At 72.2% G+C, this 18,709-nt stretch carries 13 protein-coding genes and 1 pseudogene; 8 read left to right on the top strand and 6 right to left on the bottom strand.

The window, feature by feature from the left end:
- Window positions 1-107 precede the first annotated feature (107 nt).
- The gene (pepN, locus tag ACFWBN_RS38250) at window positions 108-2,666 is read right to left on the bottom strand and encodes an aminopeptidase N (RefSeq protein WP_385185986.1); all 2,559 of its coding nucleotides are present in this window, start codon (window positions 2,664-2,666) and stop codon (window positions 108-110) included.
- Between the two features lie 144 nt (window positions 2,667-2,810).
- On the opposite strand from pepN, the gene ACFWBN_RS38245 reads away from it, so the two are divergent.
- Window positions 2,811-3,455 carry a DsbA family protein gene (locus ACFWBN_RS38245; RefSeq protein WP_385185984.1) on the top strand — a complete coding sequence of 215 codons (645 nt, stop codon included), beginning with the start codon at window positions 2,811-2,813 and terminating at the stop codon, window positions 3,453-3,455.
- A 139-nt stretch (window positions 3,456-3,594) separates the two neighbouring features.
- On the opposite strand, the gene ACFWBN_RS38240 is transcribed toward ACFWBN_RS38245, so the two are convergent.
- A complete protein-coding gene (locus tag ACFWBN_RS38240) occupies window positions 3,595-4,251 on the bottom strand; it encodes a superoxide dismutase (RefSeq protein ID WP_385185981.1) in 657 nt (218 codons plus the stop codon).
- A 184-nt stretch (window positions 4,252-4,435) separates the two neighbouring features.
- Window positions 4,436-5,845: an amino acid permease gene (locus tag ACFWBN_RS38235; RefSeq protein ID WP_385185978.1), complete on the bottom strand. Its 1,410-nt coding sequence runs from the start codon at window positions 5,843-5,845 to the stop codon at window positions 4,436-4,438.
- Between the two features lie 169 nt (window positions 5,846-6,014).
- Here ACFWBN_RS38235 and ACFWBN_RS38230 point away from each other — a divergent pair, with 169 nt between their 5' ends.
- Window positions 6,015-6,797 (top strand): SDR family NAD(P)-dependent oxidoreductase, encoded by a 783-nt coding sequence (locus ACFWBN_RS38230; RefSeq protein WP_385185975.1) that lies wholly within the window; start codon window positions 6,015-6,017, stop codon window positions 6,795-6,797.
- Between the two features lie 65 nt (window positions 6,798-6,862).
- Here ACFWBN_RS38230 and ACFWBN_RS38225 read toward each other — a convergent pair whose 3' ends face one another.
- Window positions 6,863-8,245, bottom strand: coding sequence for an amino acid permease (locus ACFWBN_RS38225; protein ID WP_385185972.1), 1,383 nt, complete (start codon window positions 8,243-8,245; stop codon window positions 6,863-6,865).
- A gap of 301 nt (window positions 8,246-8,546) precedes the next feature.
- Between ACFWBN_RS38225 and ACFWBN_RS38220 the strand changes: the two genes are divergently transcribed.
- Window positions 8,547-9,131 (top strand): biotin transporter BioY, encoded by a 585-nt coding sequence (locus tag ACFWBN_RS38220; RefSeq protein ID WP_385185969.1) that lies wholly within the window; start codon window positions 8,547-8,549, stop codon window positions 9,129-9,131.
- A 79-nt stretch (window positions 9,132-9,210) separates the two neighbouring features.
- Here the strand turns inward: ACFWBN_RS38220 and ACFWBN_RS38215 are convergent, their stop codons facing one another.
- Window positions 9,211-10,644 carry an amino acid permease gene (locus ACFWBN_RS38215; protein ID WP_385185966.1) on the bottom strand — a complete coding sequence of 478 codons (1,434 nt, stop codon included), beginning with the start codon at window positions 10,642-10,644 and terminating at the stop codon, window positions 9,211-9,213.
- Window positions 10,645-10,864: 220 nt separating this feature from the next.
- Here ACFWBN_RS38215 and ACFWBN_RS38210 point away from each other — a divergent pair, with 220 nt between their 5' ends.
- On the top strand, window positions 10,865-11,353 hold the full coding sequence (locus tag ACFWBN_RS38210; RefSeq protein WP_385185961.1) for a ribose-5-phosphate isomerase: 489 nt from the start codon (window positions 10,865-10,867) through the stop codon (window positions 11,351-11,353).
- A 70-nt stretch (window positions 11,354-11,423) separates the two neighbouring features.
- Window positions 11,424-12,239, top strand: a complete 816-nt coding sequence (locus tag ACFWBN_RS38205) for an Fpg/Nei family DNA glycosylase (RefSeq protein WP_385185958.1) — start codon at window positions 11,424-11,426, stop codon at window positions 12,237-12,239.
- A 164-nt stretch (window positions 12,240-12,403) separates the two neighbouring features.
- On the opposite strand, the gene ACFWBN_RS38200 is transcribed toward ACFWBN_RS38205, so the two are convergent.
- Window positions 12,404-13,639 carry a GNAT family N-acetyltransferase gene (locus ACFWBN_RS38200; protein WP_385185956.1) on the bottom strand — a complete coding sequence of 412 codons (1,236 nt, stop codon included), beginning with the start codon at window positions 13,637-13,639 and terminating at the stop codon, window positions 12,404-12,406.
- A 117-nt stretch (window positions 13,640-13,756) separates the two neighbouring features.
- On the opposite strand from ACFWBN_RS38200, the gene ACFWBN_RS38195 reads away from it, so the two are divergent.
- The 3 genes and pseudogenes from ACFWBN_RS38195 to ACFWBN_RS38185 all read left to right on the top strand — a co-directional run bounded on the left by ACFWBN_RS38195 (window position 13,757) and on the right by ACFWBN_RS38185 (window position 18,452).
- Complete coding sequence (locus ACFWBN_RS38195; protein ID WP_385185953.1) at window positions 13,757-14,899, top strand: PP2C family protein-serine/threonine phosphatase; 1,143 nt, start codon at window positions 13,757-13,759, stop codon at window positions 14,897-14,899.
- A 133-nt stretch (window positions 14,900-15,032) separates the two neighbouring features.
- The gene (locus ACFWBN_RS38190) at window positions 15,033-15,908 is read left to right on the top strand and encodes an ABC transporter ATP-binding protein (protein WP_385185950.1); all 876 of its coding nucleotides are present in this window, start codon (window positions 15,033-15,035) and stop codon (window positions 15,906-15,908) included.
- Window positions 15,908-18,452: pseudogene (locus ACFWBN_RS38185) on the top strand (FtsX-like permease family protein). The gene ACFWBN_RS38190 and the pseudogene ACFWBN_RS38185 overlap by 1 nt, the downstream one beginning before the upstream one ends.
- The last annotated feature ends 257 nt before the right edge of the window (window positions 18,453-18,709 follow it).

The following is an 18,709-nucleotide window of genomic DNA, read 5'->3' as shown; positions in this document are numbered from 1 at the left end:
CGGCGGGGCTATCTACAGCCCCGCCGGCGTTTGAGGCGCTGGGGGTCCCCCCGGACGAAGTCTGGGGGAGGGTTCGGGGGCAGCGCCCCCGACAACGGCGCCGCAGGCTAGTTGCCGGCCGCCGCGTCGCAGGCCTGGGCGCGCAAGGCCCTCGCCAGGTCGTCCCGGGACTCCAGGACCAGCCGGCGGAGGGCCGGAGCCGCATCCTCATGGGCCGAGAGCCAGGCGTCGGTCGCCGCGACCGTGGACTCCGAGTCCTGGAGCGACGGGTACAGCCCCTTCACCACGTCCATGCCGATCTGGATCGACCGGTCCGCCCACACCCGCTCCAGCACCGCGAAGTACGGCTCCGCGTAAGCCGCCAGCAGGCCCCGCTGCGAAGCCTGCTGCATCCCGTCGATCGTGGCCTCGACCAGCGCGTTCGACAGCGCGTCCGACTCCACCACCGCAGCCCACGCCTGGTCCTTGACCGCCGCCGACGGCCGCGCCGCCAGGCACCGCACCTGGTGCCGCTTGCCCGACGCCGTGTCGTCCCGGGACAGTTCGGCCCCGAGCACGGCCTCGTCCACCGCCCCGTGCGCGGCCAGCGGCAGCAGGAAGTCCCACCGCAGCTCCTGGTCCACGTCCAGCCCGTCGATCCGCGCCGACCCCTCCAGCAGCCCCAGCAGCAGCTGGAAGTCGCCCTCCGTCGCCGCGCTCGCCGCGAAGAAGCGGGCCCAGGTCAGCTGGTGCTCCGACCCCGGCTCCGCCAGCCGCAGTTCGTGCAGCGCGCCCGCCGCCAGCTCCCGGCCGCCCTGCTCGCGCCGGTCCGGCGCCGTGTAGTGGGTGACCGCCGTCAGCGCCTGCGCGTGCAGCATCTGCAGCACGCCGACGTCCGTCTCCCGCCCCGCGTGCGCCAGCACCAGCGCGAGGAAGTCGCGCGCCGGCATCAGCCCGTCCCGGGTGAGACCCCACAGGGCCGACCAGCTCAGCGCCCGCGCGAGGGGATCCGTGAGGTCGCCCAGGTGCGCCCGCAGCGTGGTCAGCGAACCCTCGTCGAAGCGGATCTTGCAGTAGGTGAGGTCCTCGTCGTTGACCAGGATCAGGTCGGGCCGCTCGCGCCCCGCCAGCTCCGCGACCACGGTCCGCGCCCCCGCCACGTCCACGCCGGCCCGCGCGTAGCGGACCAGCGTGCCGTCCGACTCCAGCCGGTACAGGCCGACCGCGACCCGGTGCGGCCGCAGCTCGTCGCCCTCCTGCACCACCGTCAGTTCGGTCACGCGCCCGCCCGCGTCGTACGTGACCACCGGGGTCAGCACGTTCACGCCCGCCGTCTGCAGCCAGGCCCGCGACCACTCGGCCATGTCCCGCCCGGAGACCTCCGCGAGCACCGACAGCAGGTCGTCCAGCGTCGTGTTCCCGTACGCGTGGGCCTTGAAGTAGCGCCGCGCGCCCTCCAGGAAGGCCTCCCGCCCCACGTAGGCGACCAGCTGCTTGAGCACGGCCGCGCCCTTGGCGTAGGTGATCCCGTCGAAGTTCAGCTTCGCGTCCTCCAGGTCACGGATGTCGGCCGTGATCGGGTGCGTGGACGGCAGCTGGTCGGCGCGGTAGGCCCACGCCTTGCGGCTGTTGGCGAAGGTGACCCAGGCCTGGTCGAAGCGGGTGGCCTCGACCAGCCCGAAGGAGCCCATGAAGTCCGCGAAGGACTCCTTCAGCCACAGGTCGTCCCACCACTTCATGGTGACCAGGTCGCCGAACCACATGTGCGCCATCTCGTGGAGGATGACGTTCGCGCGCCGCTCGTACGAGGCCTGCGTGACCTTGCCGCGGAAGATGTACTCCTCCCGGAAGGTCACCATCCCCGGGTTCTCCATCGCGCCCAGGTTGTACTCCGGCACGAAGGCCTGGTCGTACTTCCCGAAGGGGTACGGGTAGTCGAACAGCTCGTGGAAGAGGTCGAAGCCCTGCTTGGTGACGAGGAAGATGTCCTCCGCGTCGAAGTGCCGGGCCAGCCCCTTGCGGCACATCGCGCCGAGCGGGATCGTCAGGTCCCCGCGGGTGTAGGAGTCCGTCACGTAGTGGTAGGGGCCCGCCACCACGCAGGTGATGTAGGTCGAGATCGGCTCGGTCTCGGCGAACCGCCAGACGCCGGCCTCCCGCGACCGCTCCGCGCCGTTGCTCCACACCTGCCAGCCCTCGGGCGCGGTCACCTCGAAGCGGTAGGGCGCCTTCAGGTCCGGCTGTTCGAAGTTCGCGTAGACCCGGCGCGCGTCCGCCGGCTCGTACTGGGTGTAGAGGTAGACCTCGCCGTCCTCCGGGTCCACGAAGCGGTGCAGGCCCTCGCCCGTCCGGCTGTACGCGCAGTTCGCGTCCACGACCAGGACGTTCTCGGCGGCCAGCCCGTCCAGGGCGATCCGCGCCCCGTCGAAGACGGCGGCCGGGTCCAGCGCGCGCCCGTTGAGGGTCACGGAGTTCACCGAGGGAGCGATCAGGTCCGCGAAGGTCGAGGTGCCGGAGGCCGCGGCCCGGAAGCGGATCGTCGTCACCGAGCGGAAGGTCCTGGGGCCTTCGGCCGGCTCGGCCTCGTCCACGGCCGACCGGACGTCGAGGACCACCTCGTATCCGTCGACGGACAGCAGCTCGGCCCGCCCACGGGCCTCCTCGCGGGACAGGTTCTCTCCGGGCACGTGCACTCCTTCGTGCGTGATCGCGTTCTTGTGACGAATCCTCCCACGGTGGGGAATGCGTGCGGCTCCTGCCTGGTTGGCGACGGAGGACATGAGCCAGTGATGCCCTTCATCCCGACTGAGTACCGAGGACTGAGGAGAGACATGACCGACACCCAGGTGCGCGAGAAGACCCCGGTCGACTTCTGGTTCGACCCCCTCTGCCCCTGGGCCTGGATGACCTCCCGCTGGATGCTGGAGGTCGAGAAGGTCCGCGACGTCGAGGTCCGCTGGCACGTCATGAGCCTGGCCGTGCTCAACGAGAACAAGCTCGACGAGCTCCCCGAGGTCTACCGCGAGCTGCTCGGCCCCAAGGGCTGGGCCCCGGTGCGCGTGGTGGTCGCGGCCCAGCAGAAGCACGGTGAGGAGATCACCGGCAAGCTGTACACGGCTCTCGGAACCAAGATCCACAACGAGGGCCAGGGCCCGACCCGCGAGGTCATCGCCGCCGCGCTCGACGAGGTCGGCCTGCCGGCCGAGCTGCTCGCGTACGCCGATTCAGACGAGTACGACGAGGTGCTGCGCGCCTCCCACAACAACGGCATCGACCGGGTCGGCCAGGAGGTCGGCACCCCGGTGATATCCGTCCCGGGCGCCGAGGGCGATGTGGCCTTCTTCGGTCCGGTCGTCACCCCGACCCCGCGCGGCGAGGCCGCCGCCCGGCTGTGGGACGGCACCCTGCTGGTGGCCTCCACCCCCGGCTTCTACGAGATCAAGCGCACCCGCACCCAGGGCCCGTCCTTCGAGTAGTCCCCGGGCGGTCCCCGGGCGGTCCCCGGATGCGCAGAAGGCCCCCGCGAGTCACGTCCTCGCGGGGGCCTTCTGGTGGAAACGCCCGCACGTGAAGGTTGAGAAGACGATCACGAGGCGGGCGGCTCGGTGGCGCCGATCAGCCCTTGGCGGGGATCAGCAGCGGGGTGTTCGCCTTGGCGTCGGCGTAGCGCTTGGCCACGTCCTGCCAGTTCACGACGTTCCACATGGCCTCGATGAAGTCCACCTTCTGGTTCTTGTACTGAAGGTAGAAGGCGTGCTCCCAGGCGTCGAAGACCAGGATCGGGGTGCTGGCCACGCCCACGTTGCCCTGGTGGTCGTAGACCTGCTCGACGACGAGGCGGCCGCTGACGGGCTCGTACGCGAGCACGCCCCAGCCGGAGCCCTGGGTGGCGGAGGAGGCGAAGGTCAGCTGCTTCTTGAACTTCGCGAAGGAGCCGAAGGACTCGGTGATCGCGTCGGTCAGGTCGCCCAGGCCGTCGGCCGCGGTCGGCTCGCCGCCGCCCTCACCGGTCTTGGGGCTGGCCATGTTGTGCCAGTAGATGCTGTGCAGGATGTGGCCGGAGAGGTGGAACGCGAGGTTCTTCTCCAGGCCGTTGAGGGCGCCCCAGTTCTCCTTGTCGCGCGCCTCTGCGAGCTGCTCCAGCGTGTTGTTGGCGCCCGTGACGTAGGCCGCGTGGTGCTTGTCGTGGTGCAGCTCGATGATCTGCGGGTTGATCACCGGCTCCAGCGCCGCGTAGTCGTACGGAAGCTCAGGAAGCGTGTAGATGGCCATGCGTGTATCCGGTCCCCTCGGCGTGCCAATCGCTTATTGCAATTAATGCGCAACTGCACGCTAGCAGTATCTATTCCACCCCACGAGTAAGGGTCGCCTGTCTTGTGAACGCCTCCGGAACGCGCGAGGCCGGGCCCATGCGATCGCATGGGCCCGGCCTCTGACGTGCCGTCCGGTGGGGGTCTTACGCCGCTTCGCGCGCCGCGGTCCTGCGCTGGAGCAGGTATCCCGTCGCCGCGAGGACGACGGTCAGGCCGCCGGTGAAGACCACCTGGATCCGCGTGTCCTCGCCCAGTGCCATCAGCACCAGGACCCCGGCCACCCCGGCCAGCGCCACCCAGGTCAGATACGGGAAGCCCCACATCTTCACGACCAGCTTCCCGGGGGCCTCGCGCTCCAGCCGGCGGCGCAGCACGAACTGCGAGACGGCGATGAAGCCCCAGACGATCAGGATGACGCCGCCGACCATGTTCAGCAGCCAGGCGAAGAGGGTGTCCGGGTACCAGTAGGACAGCAGCACGGTGACGAAGCCGAAGCCGGAGGAGGCGAGCACCGCCCGGCGCGGCACCCGGCCGGTGACCTTGCCCAGCGCCTTCGGGCCCTGGCCGCGGGAGACGAGGGAGTAGGCCATGCGCGAGGAGCCGTAGATGTTGGCGTTCATCGCGGACAGCAGGGCGATCAGGATGACCACGTTCATGATCTGGCCGGCGGCCGGGATGCCCAGGCGGTCCAGGGTCGCCGCGTACGGGCCGTCCGCCGTGACCGCCGGGTCGTTCCACGGCAGCAGCGTGACGATCACCAGCATCGAGCCGACGTAGACGATCGCGATCCGCCACATGGTGGTCCTCACGGCCTTGGCCACGCCCTTGACGGGGTCCTCGGACTCGGCGGCCGCGATGGTCACGGTCTCCAGCCCGCCGTACGCGACAACGGAGGCCAGCAGTCCGACCAGCAGCCCGTCCACCCCGTTGGGCAGGAAGCCCCCGTCGTGGAGGAGGTTGGCGGTGCCGGGGGAGTCGCTGCCGGGCAGCATGCCCAGGACGGCCAGCACGCCCAGGACCAGGAAGAGCCCGATCGCGCCGATCTTCAGCGCCGAGAACCAGAACTCGAATTCGCCGAAGTTCGAGACGGCGGCCAGGTTGGACCCGCAGAACACCGCCATGAAGACCAGCACCCACATCCAGGAGGGGGTGCCCGGGAACCAGCCCGTCATGATGTGCGCCGCGCCGATGGCCTCGATGGCCACGCCCACGCACAGCAGCGTCCAGAACATCCAGCCGGCGGTGAAGCCCGCCCAGGGGCCGATCGCCCGCTCCGCATGGACCGAGAAGGAGCCGGAGGCCGGGTTGGCCGCGGACATCTCGCCGAGCATCCGCATCACGAACATCACGAGCAGCCCGGAGGCGGCGTACGCGAGCACGATCGAGGGCCCCGCGGCCGCGATGCCGGCACCGGAGCCGACGAAGAGTCCGGCGCCGATGACCCCGCCGAGGGCGATCATCGAGAGGTGGCGCTGCTTGAGGCCGTTGCCGAGGGGGGACCCGGCCGGTTCCTGCCGCTGTTCGGGGGGTGCGAGGGTGCTGCTCTGGCTCATGGGGGTGTGCCTGTCCGGTGTGCGGGGTGGTGGTGCGAGAGGCTCAGTGTGCCGAGCGTCCGCTCAGCGGACGTTCTTCGTCCGATATTCGGACAACGGCTTCACGTATCGTGATCATGTCCGTACGCTCGCGGCGACGCAGACGTGCCGGATCGAGGGGGTCGCCGGGATGGGCCGGACCGTGACAGGACTTCGCAGCAGCGGCCGGGGCGTGCTCGTCACCGGCGCCTCCCGGGGCATCGGGCGGGCGGTCGCCGCCGCGTTCGCCCGGCAGGGCGACCGGGTCGCGGTGCACTGCTCCACCCGGCAGGCCGACGCGGAGGAGACCCTCGCCGGCCTGGAGGGGGAGGGGCACGTCCTGCTCGCGGCCGATCTCGCCGACCCGGCCCGCGTCGAGGAGCTGGCGGCCGGGGCGGACGAGGCGCTCGGCGGCGTGGACGTCCTGGTGAACAACGCCGCCGTCATGGTCGCGCACCCGCTGCCCGAGACCTCGTACGAGGACTGGCAGGAGGCCTGGCGCCGGACCGCCGCGGTCAACCTCTTCGGCGCCGCCAACCTGAGCTACTGCGTCTCCCGCCGCATGATCGGAGCGGGCCGCGAGGGACGCATCGTCAACATCGGCTCGCGCGGCGCCTTCCGGGGCGAGCCCGACCACCCCGCCTACGGCGCCACCAAGGCCGCCCTGCACGCCCTCGGGCAGTCGCTCGCCGTCTCCCTCGCGCCGCACGGCATCGCCGTCGCCTCGGTGGCGCCCGGCTTCGTCGCCACCGAGCGGGTCGCGGGCCGGCTGGACGGACCCGAGGGCGAGCGGATCCGGGCCCAGAGCCCCTTCGGCCGCGTCGCGGACCCCGGCGAGATCGCCTCCGCCGTGCTCTACCTGGCCTCCCCCGGCGCGATGTGGAGCTCGGGCACGGTCCTCGACGTCAACGGGGCCTCCTACCTGCGCACCTGAGAAGCGGAACGGGACCCCCGCGCCGCGGCGCAGAGGTCCCGTCCGTTCCACCGGTGCGTGGCGGTTCAGGCCGCCGACCGGCGCGCCCGCACCTCCCGCACCCACGCCACCAGCAGGACCAGGGCAGCCGCGCCCGAAGACCACAGCAGCTGCGGCCGGGCCGAGTCGTCGAACAGCATCAGGACCAGCACCGCGCCCATGCCGATCAGCGCCGCCCAGGTCGCGTACGGGAACAGCCACATCGGCAGGGTCAGCCGCTCCGGCATGTCCCGCTCGATCTTCCGGCGCAGCTTCAGCTGCGAGACCGCGATCAGCGCCCACACGAACAGAAGTACGGCGCCGACCGCGTTGAGCATGTAGAGGAAGATCGTGTCCGGCCACAGCAGGTTCAGCACCACCGACACGAAGCCGAACGCCACCGAGGCGAACACCGCGCGGCGCGGCACCCCGCTCCCGGAGACCTTCAGCAGCGCCTTCGGCGCCTCGCCCCGCTCGGCCAGCGAGAACACCATGCGCGAGGATCCGTACAGGTTGGCGTTGAGCGCCGACAGCAGCGCCACGAACACCACGATGTTCATGATCTGGCCGGCCCCCGGGATGCCGATCTGGTCGAGGACCGCCACGTACGGGCTCTCGCCCGGCTCCAGCGAGTCCCACGGCAGCAGGGTCACGATGACCAGCATCGAGCCGACGTAGAAGAAGAGGATGCGCCACACGGCGCTGCGCACCGCGCGGGACACCGACCGTGCCGGGTCGTCCGACTCGGCGGCCGCGATGGTGACGACCTCCAGGCCGCCGAAGGCGAAGACGACGGCGAGCATGCCGGCGACGACCCCGCCGATGCCGGCCGGGAAGAAGCCGCCCTGGCCGGTCAGGTTGGCCATGCCCACCGGGTCCGTCTCGGGGAGCAGGCCGAAGATCGCGAGGGTGCCGAGGATCAGGAACAGCACGATCGCCCCGACCTTCAGGGCCGCGAACCAGAACTCGAACTCGCCGAAGTTGCGCACGGCGGCCAGGTTGCTCGCGGTGAAGACCACCATGAAGAGCAGCACCCAGACCCACTGGTCGATCGACGGCACCCAGCCGTTCGCGATCTTCGCCGCGCCGGTGGCCTCCACCGCGAGCACCACCACCAGCAGGAACCAGTAGAGCCACCCCGCCGAGAAGCCGGCCCAGCGGCCGAGGGCCTTCTCCGCGTAGACGGAGAAGGAGCCCGATGCGGGCATGGCGGCGGACATCTCGCCGAGCGCCCGCATCACCAGCATCGCGAGGACGCCCGCGAGCAGGTAGGAGCAGATGATGGCCGGTCCGGCGATGCCGATGCCGGCCCCGGAGCCGACGAAGAGCCCGGCGCCGATCACGCCGCCGAGGCCCAGCATCGTCAGGTGACGCTGCTTCAGGCTGTGGCTGAGGGGCTCCGGGGGCAGGTCGGGCACGTGTTCGCTCATGAGGGGGTTCGTACTCTCGGTAGGCAAGCGACGCTGGGGGCTGCGCAAGGGATGGGAGGAGGGATTGGCGGGATTGGCGGGAATCTACAGTCTGGCTGGAGGGCGCCCATGGGCGCAAAAAGGATGTGTCGTCGAATGTTCCCCGTGACGGGGATCACTCCAACTCGGGTGTAGCTCGGGACCTTTGTCCAGTCCCCACCAAACCAGCCGGTATGGCTTTGTCCCGGCCGGCGGTGGGTCGGCGGCATGCCGCGCACTAGCGTCACGGTGTCCCGTCGATCACCACCCCCCGGAGCCCGCCATGAGCACCGCTTCCGTCTCCTTCCGGCCCGGCGCCGTCCTCGCCGACCTGCTGCCCGCGAGCCGTGTCCGCGACATCGCCCTCGTCGCCGGCGGAGCCGCGCTGACCGGGCTGGCCGCGCAGATCGCGGTGCCCGTCCCCGGCTCCCCGGTCCCGGTCACCGGCCAGACCTTCGCGGCGCTGCTCGTCGGCACCGCCTTCGGCGCCCGCCGCGGCTTCCTCGCGCTCGCGCTGTACGCCCTCCTCGGCGCGGCCGGGATGCCGTGGTTCGCGAACGGCACCTCCGGAGCGGGCGGCGCCTCCTTCGGCTACGTGCTCGGCATGCTGCTCGCCGCCACCCTCGTCGGCGGCCTCGCGCGCCACGGCGCCGACCGCTCGGTGCTCCGTACGGCGGGCACGATGGTGCTCGGCTCCGCGGTGATCTACGCGGTGGGCGTGCCGTACCTCATGGCCGCCACCGGGATGTCCCTGAGCGCCGCCGTCGCGGCGGGCCTGACCCCGTTCCTCGTCGGCGACGCCCTCAAGGCGGCCCTGGCGATGGGCGCCCTGCCGGCCGCCTGGAAGCTGGCGGGCCGCCGCGGCTGAGCCGCATGCCCCGTACGTACAGCAGCCCCGGACCACCACGCTGTGGTCCGGGGCTGCCGTCATTGCTGCGCGTACCCGCTCAGGCGTCGAGCGCGGCCTTGCGGCGCATGTCGCGGAACACGCCGACGATCAGGACCACGGCCGCCACCAGCAGCGACAGCATCACGGTCTTGCGGTTGCCGTCGTCGTAGACCATGTAGCCCAGGACGAAGGTGATCATCGCGGCGGTCGCCCAGGTCAGGTACGGGAAGAGCCACATCTTCACCGTCAGCTTCTCCGGGGCCTCGCGCACCAGGATCTTGCGCATCCGCAGCTGGGTCAGGCAGATGACCAGCCAGACGAAGAGCGCGATGGCACCCGAGGAGTTCAGCAGGAAGTCGAAGACGGTGTCCTTGTAGGCGTAGTTGAAGTAGACGGCGATGAAGCCGAACACCACGGAGCCCAGGATCGCGGCCGTCGGGACGCCCCGCTTGCTGACCTTCGCGAAGGCCTTGGGCGCGTCGCCGCGCTCACCCAGCGAGAACGCCATGCGGGAGGCGGTGTACAGGCCCGAGTTCAGGCAGGACAGCACGGCCGTCAGGACGATCACGTTCATGATCTGGCCGGCGTGCGCGATGCCGATCGAGTCCAGGGCGGCGACGTACGAGCCCTTCTCGACGATCGACTTGTCGTTCCACGGCAGCAGGGTGAGCACGATGAAGATCGAGCCCAGGTAGAAGACGCCGATGCGCCAGATCACCGAGTTGGTGGCCTTGGTGACCGCGCGGCGCGGGTCCTCGGACTCGCCGGCGGCCAGGGTGACGATCTCGCTGCCCATGAAGGAGAAGACGACCATCAGCACACCGGTGAGGATGGAGCCCCAGCCGTTGGGCATGAAGCCGCCGGCGTCGGTGAGGTGGGCGAAGCCCGCGCCCGGGTTGTCGGAGCCCGGCAGGAAGCCGAAGACGGCGAGCATGCCGACGACCACGAAGGCGCCGATGGCGACGACCTTGATGCCCGCGAACCAGAACTCGAACTCGCCGTACGAGGCGACGGAGCCGAGGTTGGTGACGGTCAGCACCGCCATCACGATCAGGGCCCAGGCCCACTGCGGGACGGCCGGGATCCAGCCCTCCAGGATCGAGGCACCTGCGGTGGCCTCCACGGCCAGCACGACGACCCAGAAGAACCAGTACAGCCAGCCGATGGAGAAGCCGGCCCAGCGGCCGAGGGCGCGGTCGGCGTAAGCGGAGAAGGAGCCCGAGTTCGGGCTGGCGGCGGCCATCTCGCCGAGCATCCGCATCACGAAGACGACCATCGCGCCGACGAGGGCGTACGAGATCAGGATGGCGGGGCCGGCCTTGGCGATGCCGCCACCGGAACCGACGAAGAGGCCGGCGCCGATGACGCCGCCGATGGCGATCATGGACAGGTGGCGGTTCTTGAGACCGGCCTTCAGACCGTCGGAGGGCTGACCTTCACCGTTGTTTCCGGTGGGGTCGCCTGCCTTCTGAAGGGTCGTCGTGGAGCTCATGGACGGATCCTTAGGTTCTCGGGTTTCGAGCCCGGGCATTCAAACCTGAGATGAACGCAGGACGGAAGACCTCAATCCGGATCGTTGCGTTAGGGCGAACGTCCAGGACCTTGGTCCCGCCCTGTCCCATCTGCGTTCTTTGGGTTTACTTGAGCTTTAGAAGTGACTTACGCGACACCCGGTTGCGGGCTGTCGGGCCCCCTCGTGCCACACTCGTCCCATGCGCGTGTACCTCGGATCCGACCATGCCGGTTTTGAGCTCAAGAACCACCTGGTGGACTGGCTCAAGAACAACGGCCACGAGCCCGTCGACTGCGGGCCCCACATCTACGACGCGGTGGACGACTACCCGCCGTTCTGCCTGCGCGCCGCGGAGAAGACCGCCGCGGACGCCGACAGCCTCGGCATCGTGATCGGCGGCTCCGGCAACGGCGAGCAGATCGCCGCGAACAAGGTCAAGGGCGTCCGCGCCATCCTCGCCTGGAGCGTGGAGACCGCGAAGCTCGGCCGCGAGCACAACAACGCCAACGTGATCTCCGTCGGCGGCCGGATGCACACGCAGGACGAGGCCGTCGCCTTCATCGAGGCCTTCCTGGCGACCCCGTACTCCGACGAGGAGCGCCACACCCGCCGCATCGAGATGCTCTCCGCCTACGAGCAGACCGGCGAGCTGCCCCCGATCCCGGCCCACCACCCGCAGCAGGGCTGATTCCGCTGGGCCGTGCCGCCGGGGGAGTCCCCGGGGGCACGGCCGTTTTTTCGTTTCGAGGAGAGCCGCCGTGCCCGAGGGGCATACGATCCACCGCCTCGCCGAGGACCACGCCGAGCGGTTCGCCGGCCGCCCCGTCCGCGTCAGCAGCCCCCAGGGCCGCTTCGCGGAGAGCGCGGCCCTGCTCGACGGACGTGAGCTGGAGGGCGCCGAGGCCCACGGCAAGCACCTCTTCCTGGAGCTCGGCGACGCCTGGATCCACATCCACCTCGGCCTCTTCGGCAAGCTCGGCTTCGGCCCCGCCCCCGCCCCGCCGGCCACCGACACGGTCCGGCTGCGCCTGCTCAACGAGGACCACTACGCCGACCTGCGCGGGCCCACCGCCTGCGCGCTGATCGGCGAGGGCGAGAAGAAGGCGATACACGACCGGCTCGGCCCCGACCCGCTGCGGCCGGCCGACGACCCGGACCGCGCCTGGGCCCGCATCTCCCGCTCGCGCACGACCGTCGCCGCCCTGCTCATGGACCAGAAGATCGTCGCGGGCATCGGCAACGTCTACCGCGCCGAGGTCCTCTTCCGGCACGGCATCGACCCGTACCGCCTCGGCAAGGACCTCGCGCGCGCCGAGTGGGACGCCATGTGGGCCGACCTGGCCGACCTGATGCGCGAGGGCGTCCGCAAGAACCGCATCGACACCGTCCGCGACGAGCACCTGCCCGAGGCGATGGGCCGCCCGCCGCGGGTGGACGACCACGGCGGCGAGGTGTACGTCTACCGGAGGGCGAACCTGCCCTGCCACATCTGCGGGGGCGAGATCCGCACCGCCGATCTCGCCGCCCGCAACCTCTTCTGGTGCCCCGCCTGTCAGCAGCGCCAGCCGAAATAGCCTCGCCGGAGTTTGAGGCGCGGGGGTCCGGTGGCGGAGCCCCCGCGGGGGTCCGGGGCCCGCCCCGGGTGGGGGTCCCCCCGGACGGAGTCTGGGGGAGGTGGAAGGGCGGGGCGGGGAGCAGCTCCGCGCAGCGGCACCGCACCGCACCGCACCGCACCGGCCTAGAAGCCGTGCGGAAGCCAGGGGGCCACGTCGCCCGCGAAGGCACGGGAGGCCTCGACCACGGCGCCCGGGCGCAGCTCGACGACGCGGCCGGCCGCCGCCAGTGAGGTCAGCGTGGTCCCGCCCAGGTACGCGGAGCCCAGCTCCCGGACCGACAGCTCCAGCTCCGCCGGCTCCGCGGTCCGCGCGCACCGTGCCCCGCCCTTGCCGTCGGCCACCAGCCGCCACCGCCCCTCGTTCCACGGGCAGAAGGCGTCCTCGACCTCCACGACCAGGTCCAGCGGGGCCCCGTACGCCCGTGCCTCCAGCGCGGCCGGCAGGTCGACCAGCCGTACGTACAGCGAGTCCCGCGTGCTCGGCTTCGACCTGCGGACGTCGCTCACCAGGTGCAGCACCGGGTCGTCCACCGGCCGCCGGGTCGCCCGTACCGTCCACGTCAGGTCGATGCCGAAGAGGTAGCGCCACAGCGCCGCGCCCGCCGCCGGGTCCAGCGCGTCGAGGTCGACCACGTCGACCTTGCCCTCCGAACCGCTGTGGTCCCACTCGGGCGTGACCCGGTAGCGGGCGTAGCCCACCACCTCGCCGTCCTCGCGCTCGGCGACCACGCACTGCAGCGGGGACCCGCCGTTGCGCTTGGCGGCCGGATCCAGCAGCGCGAGGCGCTCCCAGCCCGGCTGCCGGGCCGGCATGCCGGGCCGCCGCGGGACCAGCGCCCCGTACACCCGCTCGCAGTCGGGCAGGGCCTGCTCCGGATCGGCCAGGCGCAGCCGCACCTCGTCCGTCCCCGGCGGCACCGAGAGTCCGACGCGCGTGGTGTCGATGTCCACCGCGAGGTCGTAGGTCGCCGTGCCGTAGCCGAAACGCCCGTAGATCGCCGGGTCCGAGGCCGTCAGCACGGCAAGCGCTTCACCACCCGCCCGGATGTCGTCCAATTGGCGGCGCATCAGGGAACGGAGCACCCCGCGCCGCCGGTGGGTGGGGGAGACCCCCACCATCGTGACCCCCGCCGCCGGGACGAGCGCGCCGCCGGGCACGGAGAGGCGGAAGCTGAAGGCCCCCGCGGAGCCCACGCAGGTCCCGCCGTCCCAGACGCCGAGCGAACGTTCCGTCTCCGTCAGCCGCCTGTAGAGCTGTCGCTCCTGCGGGATGTCGGACACGCCACCGAACGCCAGTTCCAGCTGGTCGTACCAGACATCCCACTCATCAGCCTGCAATACGCGCATCTCAAGAGCCATATGGCCATGCCTATCAGGGCATTCCGGCCCAGTCGACGCCTTTTCGGTCGCCGAACGACCCCCGGTGCAGGGGTCCCCCTGCGCATCCACAGTGAGGATGGATAGGGTCCCGAAGCAATGGCCGGAGCCCGTGTGGAAGCCCTCCTGGCCCGGACCCGCATGATGTGGCACCGGGCCCGCACCGCCCTGCGCAAATCCGCCGTCGACTACTTCCGCGGCGACGCCTCCGACTGGCTCGCCTTCGCCGGCCTGCTCCTCACCATTCCCGGGTTCGCCTTCGGCACGCTGATGCTGCCCGTCTGGTTCTCGCCCTCCGCGCTCGTCCTGCCGATCGTGGCCGGGGGCCTGCTGCTGCGCCCCGCGTCCCTGCTCGCGCTGTACGCCGCATCCGCGGCCGCGCTGATCGTCGAGGCCCTCGTCCTCGGCCCCTACACCCAGGGCCCGGCGCGGGTCACCCCCGGCACCGTCCTGGTCGTCGCGGCCTGCGGGTTCTTCGGGCTGGTCATCGCGCAGTTCCGCAGCCGCGTCGGCGTGCCCTGGCGGCGCGGCGGCACCATGCTCTTCGACCTGCGCGAACGGATCCGGGTCCAGAGCAAACTGCCCGCCCTGCCGCGGGGCTGGCACCGCGAGATGGCCCTGCGCCCGGCCGGCGGCCAGTCCTTCTCCGGCGACTTCGTCGTCGCCGCCCGGACGAACGGCGGCCGGACCCTGGAGATCGTCCTGACCGACGTCTCCGGCAAGGGCATGGAAGCCGGCTCCCGGGCCCTGCTGCTGTCCGGCGCGTTCGGCGGCCTGCTCGGCGCCCTGCCGCCGCACGGCTTCCTGCCCGCCGCCAACGGCTACCTGCTCCGCCAGGACTGGGACGAGGGCTTCGCCACCTCCATCCACCTCGTCCTGGACCTGGAGACCGGCGACTACGAACTGCTCTCCGCCGGCCACCTCCCCGCCCTCCAGCTCTCCGCGGGCACCGGCCGCTGGCAGGAGAAGTCCGGCGAGGGCCCGCTCCTCGGCGTCTACGACGGAGCCGACTTCACCCCCGCCCGCGGGAACCTGCGCCGCGGCGACGTCCTGATGCTCTTCACCGACGGCCTCGTCGAAACCGCCGACCGGGAGATCAGCGAGGGCATCGACCGCCTCACCGGCGAAGCCGACCGTTACGTCGCCGCGGGCTGGGAGGGCGCCGCCTGGCACCTCATCGAAAAGGTCGCCAAGGACGTCAACGACGACCGCGCACTGCTGCTCATCCGCCGTTCGGCCTGACCGCGTGGTGGGGTTTACCCCACCGCCGATCCGCCGGGTTCCGTCATGGCCGCCGCCCCACCGTGATCCGTAGCGTCGGAACCACGATCAGGCGATGGCACGGCCACGTCACGGCCACGGAAGGCGGCACACCATGGGGCTCCGGCGAACGAAGCGGCAGCAGCGGACCGAGGAGGCGGCGGGGTACGAGGAGACCAGGGGGTACGAGAAGGCGGCTGGGTACGAGGAGGGCGCGGGGCGCGACACCTCGCCGGCCGTCCAGCTGAGCGGCGTACGGCGCCAGTACGGGCGGGGGCCCGCCGCCGTGCACGCGCTGCGCGGCATCGACCTCAGCCTGCCCCGCGGCAGCTTCACCGCCGTGATGGGCCCCTCCGGCTCCGGCAAGTCCACCTTCCTCCAGTGCGCCGCCGGACTCGACCTGCCCACCGAGGGCTCCGTCCGCCTCGGCGGCACCGAGATCACCGGCATGAACGAGAACCAGCTCACCGAGCTGCGCCGCAGCCGCCTCGGCTTCGTCTTCCAGGCCTTCAACCTGCTGCCCTCCCTCACCGTCGAGCAGAACGTGCTGCTCCCGATGCGGCTCGCCGGCGGACGCCAGGACCGGGACCGCGCCGCCGAGCTGCTCGCCCGCGTCGGCCTGGAGGGCAAGGGCAGGCGCCGCCCCGCCGAACTCTCCGGCGGCCAGCAGCAGCGCGTCGCCATCGCCCGCGCGCTGGTCACCCGGCCCGACGTGGTCTTCGCCGACGAGCCCACCGGCGCCCTCGACACCACCACCGCGGCGGAGGTCCTCGCGCTGCTCAGGTCCGCCGTCGACTCCCTCCACGCCACCGTCGTCATGGTTACCCACGACCCGGCCGCCGCCGCCCACGCCGACCAGGTGCTCTTCCTCGCCGACGGCCTCATCGCCGACCGGCTCCCGCGCAGCTCCGCCCAGACCATCGCCGCCCGGATGACCGCGCTCACCGCGCGCCCCGCGCCCGCCCCGGCGTACGCGGGAGCGGCCGCCTGATGCTTCGGCGCCCCAACGGCCTGGCGCGCGCGGCGGTTCGCTTCCGCCCCGCCGCCTTCGCCGGCACCTTCATCGCCCTGTTCATGACCGTCGCCATCGTCTCCGCCTGCGGCATCCTGCTGGAGAGCGGGGCGCGGGCGAGCCTCCCGCCGACCCGGTACGCCGACGTCCCGGTCGTCGTCGCCGCCGACCAGCAGGTCAGCCTGACGGTGGGCAGCGGCGACGGCGCCTACGAGGTCTCGACGCGGGTCCCGGAGCGGGCCCGGGTCGACGCCGCCCTGCTGGAACGGCTCGCCCCGCTGGGCCGGGCCGTGCCCGACGTGGTGTTCCCCGTACGGAACGACGCGGGCGCCACCGTCGACGCGTCGGGCTGGGGCTCCACCGCCTTCACCGGCACCCGCCTCACCGCGGGCCGCGCCCCCGCCCGCGACGGGCGAGGCGGTCCTGGGCGGCCCCGCCCCCGGCCCGGCCCGCATCACCCTCGACACCCCGGTCGGCAAGCGGGACTTCCGCGTCGTCGGCCACACCGCAACCCCCGGCATCTGGTTCGCGGACCCCGAAGCCCGCACCCTCTCCGGCCACCCGGACGCCTTGGACGCGATCGCCCTCCTACCGAGCCCGACGACGCCGGGCGAGGCGGCTTCGGCCGCACCCGGCACAACTGCCCTGGCCCCGGCTGCGCCGGGCGCGGATGCTTCGGCCGCCGCCGCCGTGGCCGTGGCCGACGGGGCGGCGGCGGCCACCGGAGACGCGGCATCGGTCAGGCGGCTCGCCGCACAGGCCGAGGAGGCCCTCGGCGACCGGGCCCAGGTGCTCACCGGGGCCGCCCGGGCCATGGACCCGCAGCTCAGCGGGGCCCAGGAGCTGCTGACCGGCATCGGCGGGTCCTTCGGCGGCATCGCCACGCTCGTCGCCGTCTTCACCGCCGCCGGCACCGTGGCCCTCTCCGTCGGGCAGCGCTCCCGCGAGTTCGCCCTGCTGCGCGCCGTCGGAGCCACCCCGCGCCAGATCCGCCGCACGGTCGCCACCGAAGCCCTCCTCATCGCCCCCGCCGCCGGAACCCTCGGCTGCCTGCCCGGCATCGCCCTCGCCTCTTGGTGGTTCGGCGAGCTCAAGGCCAAGGGCGCCATCCCCGCCCCCGTCGAACTCACCGTCTCCTGGATCCCGCTGGTCTCCGCCATCGGCATCGGACTCGCCGCCGCCCTGCTCGCCGGCTGGAGCGCCGCCCGCCGGCCCGCCCGTATCCGCCCCGGCCAGGCCCTCGCCGCGGCCGCCGTGGAACGCCTCCGGCCCGGGTGGATCCGTACGCCGCTCGGCCTCGCGGCCCTGGCCGGCGGCACCGTCTGCGCGGGCCTCGCCGCCGAGAGCACCGGCGAGGACGCCGCCAACGCCGCGCTCGGCGTCGTCATGCTGGCCGTGGCCCTGCTCGGCCCGCTGATCGCCCGCGCCTGCGCCGCCGTACTCGGCCTCCCGCTGCGCGCCGCCGGCGCGGCCGGCTCACTGGCCGCCGCCAACTCCCGTACGCACGCCCGCCGCCTCGCCTCCGCGATCACCCCGATCGTGCTCGCCATGGCCTTCTCCTCCACCCTGGTCTTCCTCCACACCAGCGAGGACCGGGCCGTCCGGCAGCAACAGCGGGCCGGACTGCTGGCCGACCACGTGATCACCGACCCCGCCCTCCCGACCGGGACCGGGACCGGGACCGGGACCGGAACCGGGACCGAGACCGCCACCGGCGTCCGGATCACGCGCACCGCCGTCCTGGCGGAACTCGGCTCGGGCGGCGAACGCCGGCTCGAATCGGCCTCCGCACAAGGGGTCTCCGGCGACCTGGCGACCGTCCAGGACCTCGGCGTACGCGAGGGCAGCCTCGACCGCCTGGCCCCGGGCAAGGTCGCCGTGGACCGCAGCATCGCCGACTCCGCGCACGCCGCCGTCGGCGACCGCCTCGAACTGCGGCTCCCCGACGGAACCCGCGCCACCCCCGAGATCGCCGCGGTCTACACCCGCGGCCTCGGCCTCGCCCAGGTCACCCTCCCGGCCTCCGACCTCGCCGGCCACACCACCTCGGGCCGCGCCACGGAACTCCTCGTCCGCGGCCCCGCCCCCCAAGGGCTCGGCCCGGTCACCGACCGCGAGGGCTGGACCGCCGCCCAGGACCTCGACCGCAGCCTCAACGCCTGGGCCAACACCACCATGGCGGCCGTCCTCGGCGGCTTCGCCGCCATCGCCGCCGCCAACACCCTCGTGATGACCATGCTCGACCGCCGCCGCGAACTGCGGATGCTGCGCCTGGTCGGCTCCACCCGCCGGCAGGTCCTGCGGATGCTCCAGTGGGAGGCCCTCCTGATCACCGGCGCCGGCATCACCCTCGGCTCGGCGATCGCCCTGGCCACCCTCATCCCCCTCACCGAGGCCCTGACCGGCGCACCCCCGTACATCCCGCCGTTCCTCTACGGCTCCTTCGCGGCCTGCGCCCTCCTCCTGGGCCTGGCCTCCACCACCCTCCCGGCCCGCCGCGCCCTGCGAGCCGCCGCTGCCTAGCCGCCACTGCTAGTGCTGTGACCGGGAAGGTTTGCCGGGTCGCGGCGCCCGGCACGGCACCTCGCCGCGGAGCCGCGGTCCTCCGCCTTGCGATGCACCGCACCTGGGGGCACCTCCCAGCGGTAGCTGGGGGAGCCGCGACCCGGCAAACCTTCCCGGCACGCCACAGCACTAGGCGGTGTCTGATGGCTCTTGCCCGGGTGGTGGATCTGTTGCCGTTCCGGGCATGAGTCGGTCATGGTGCGTCGGCATGAACT

Origin of the sequence: Streptomyces sp. NPDC059989 (genome assembly GCF_042736975.1) — a bacterium.
In the GTDB taxonomy this organism is placed as follows: domain Bacteria; phylum Actinomycetota; class Actinomycetes; order Streptomycetales; family Streptomycetaceae; genus Streptomyces.
This window is presented reverse-complemented; position numbering and strand designations above follow the sequence as displayed.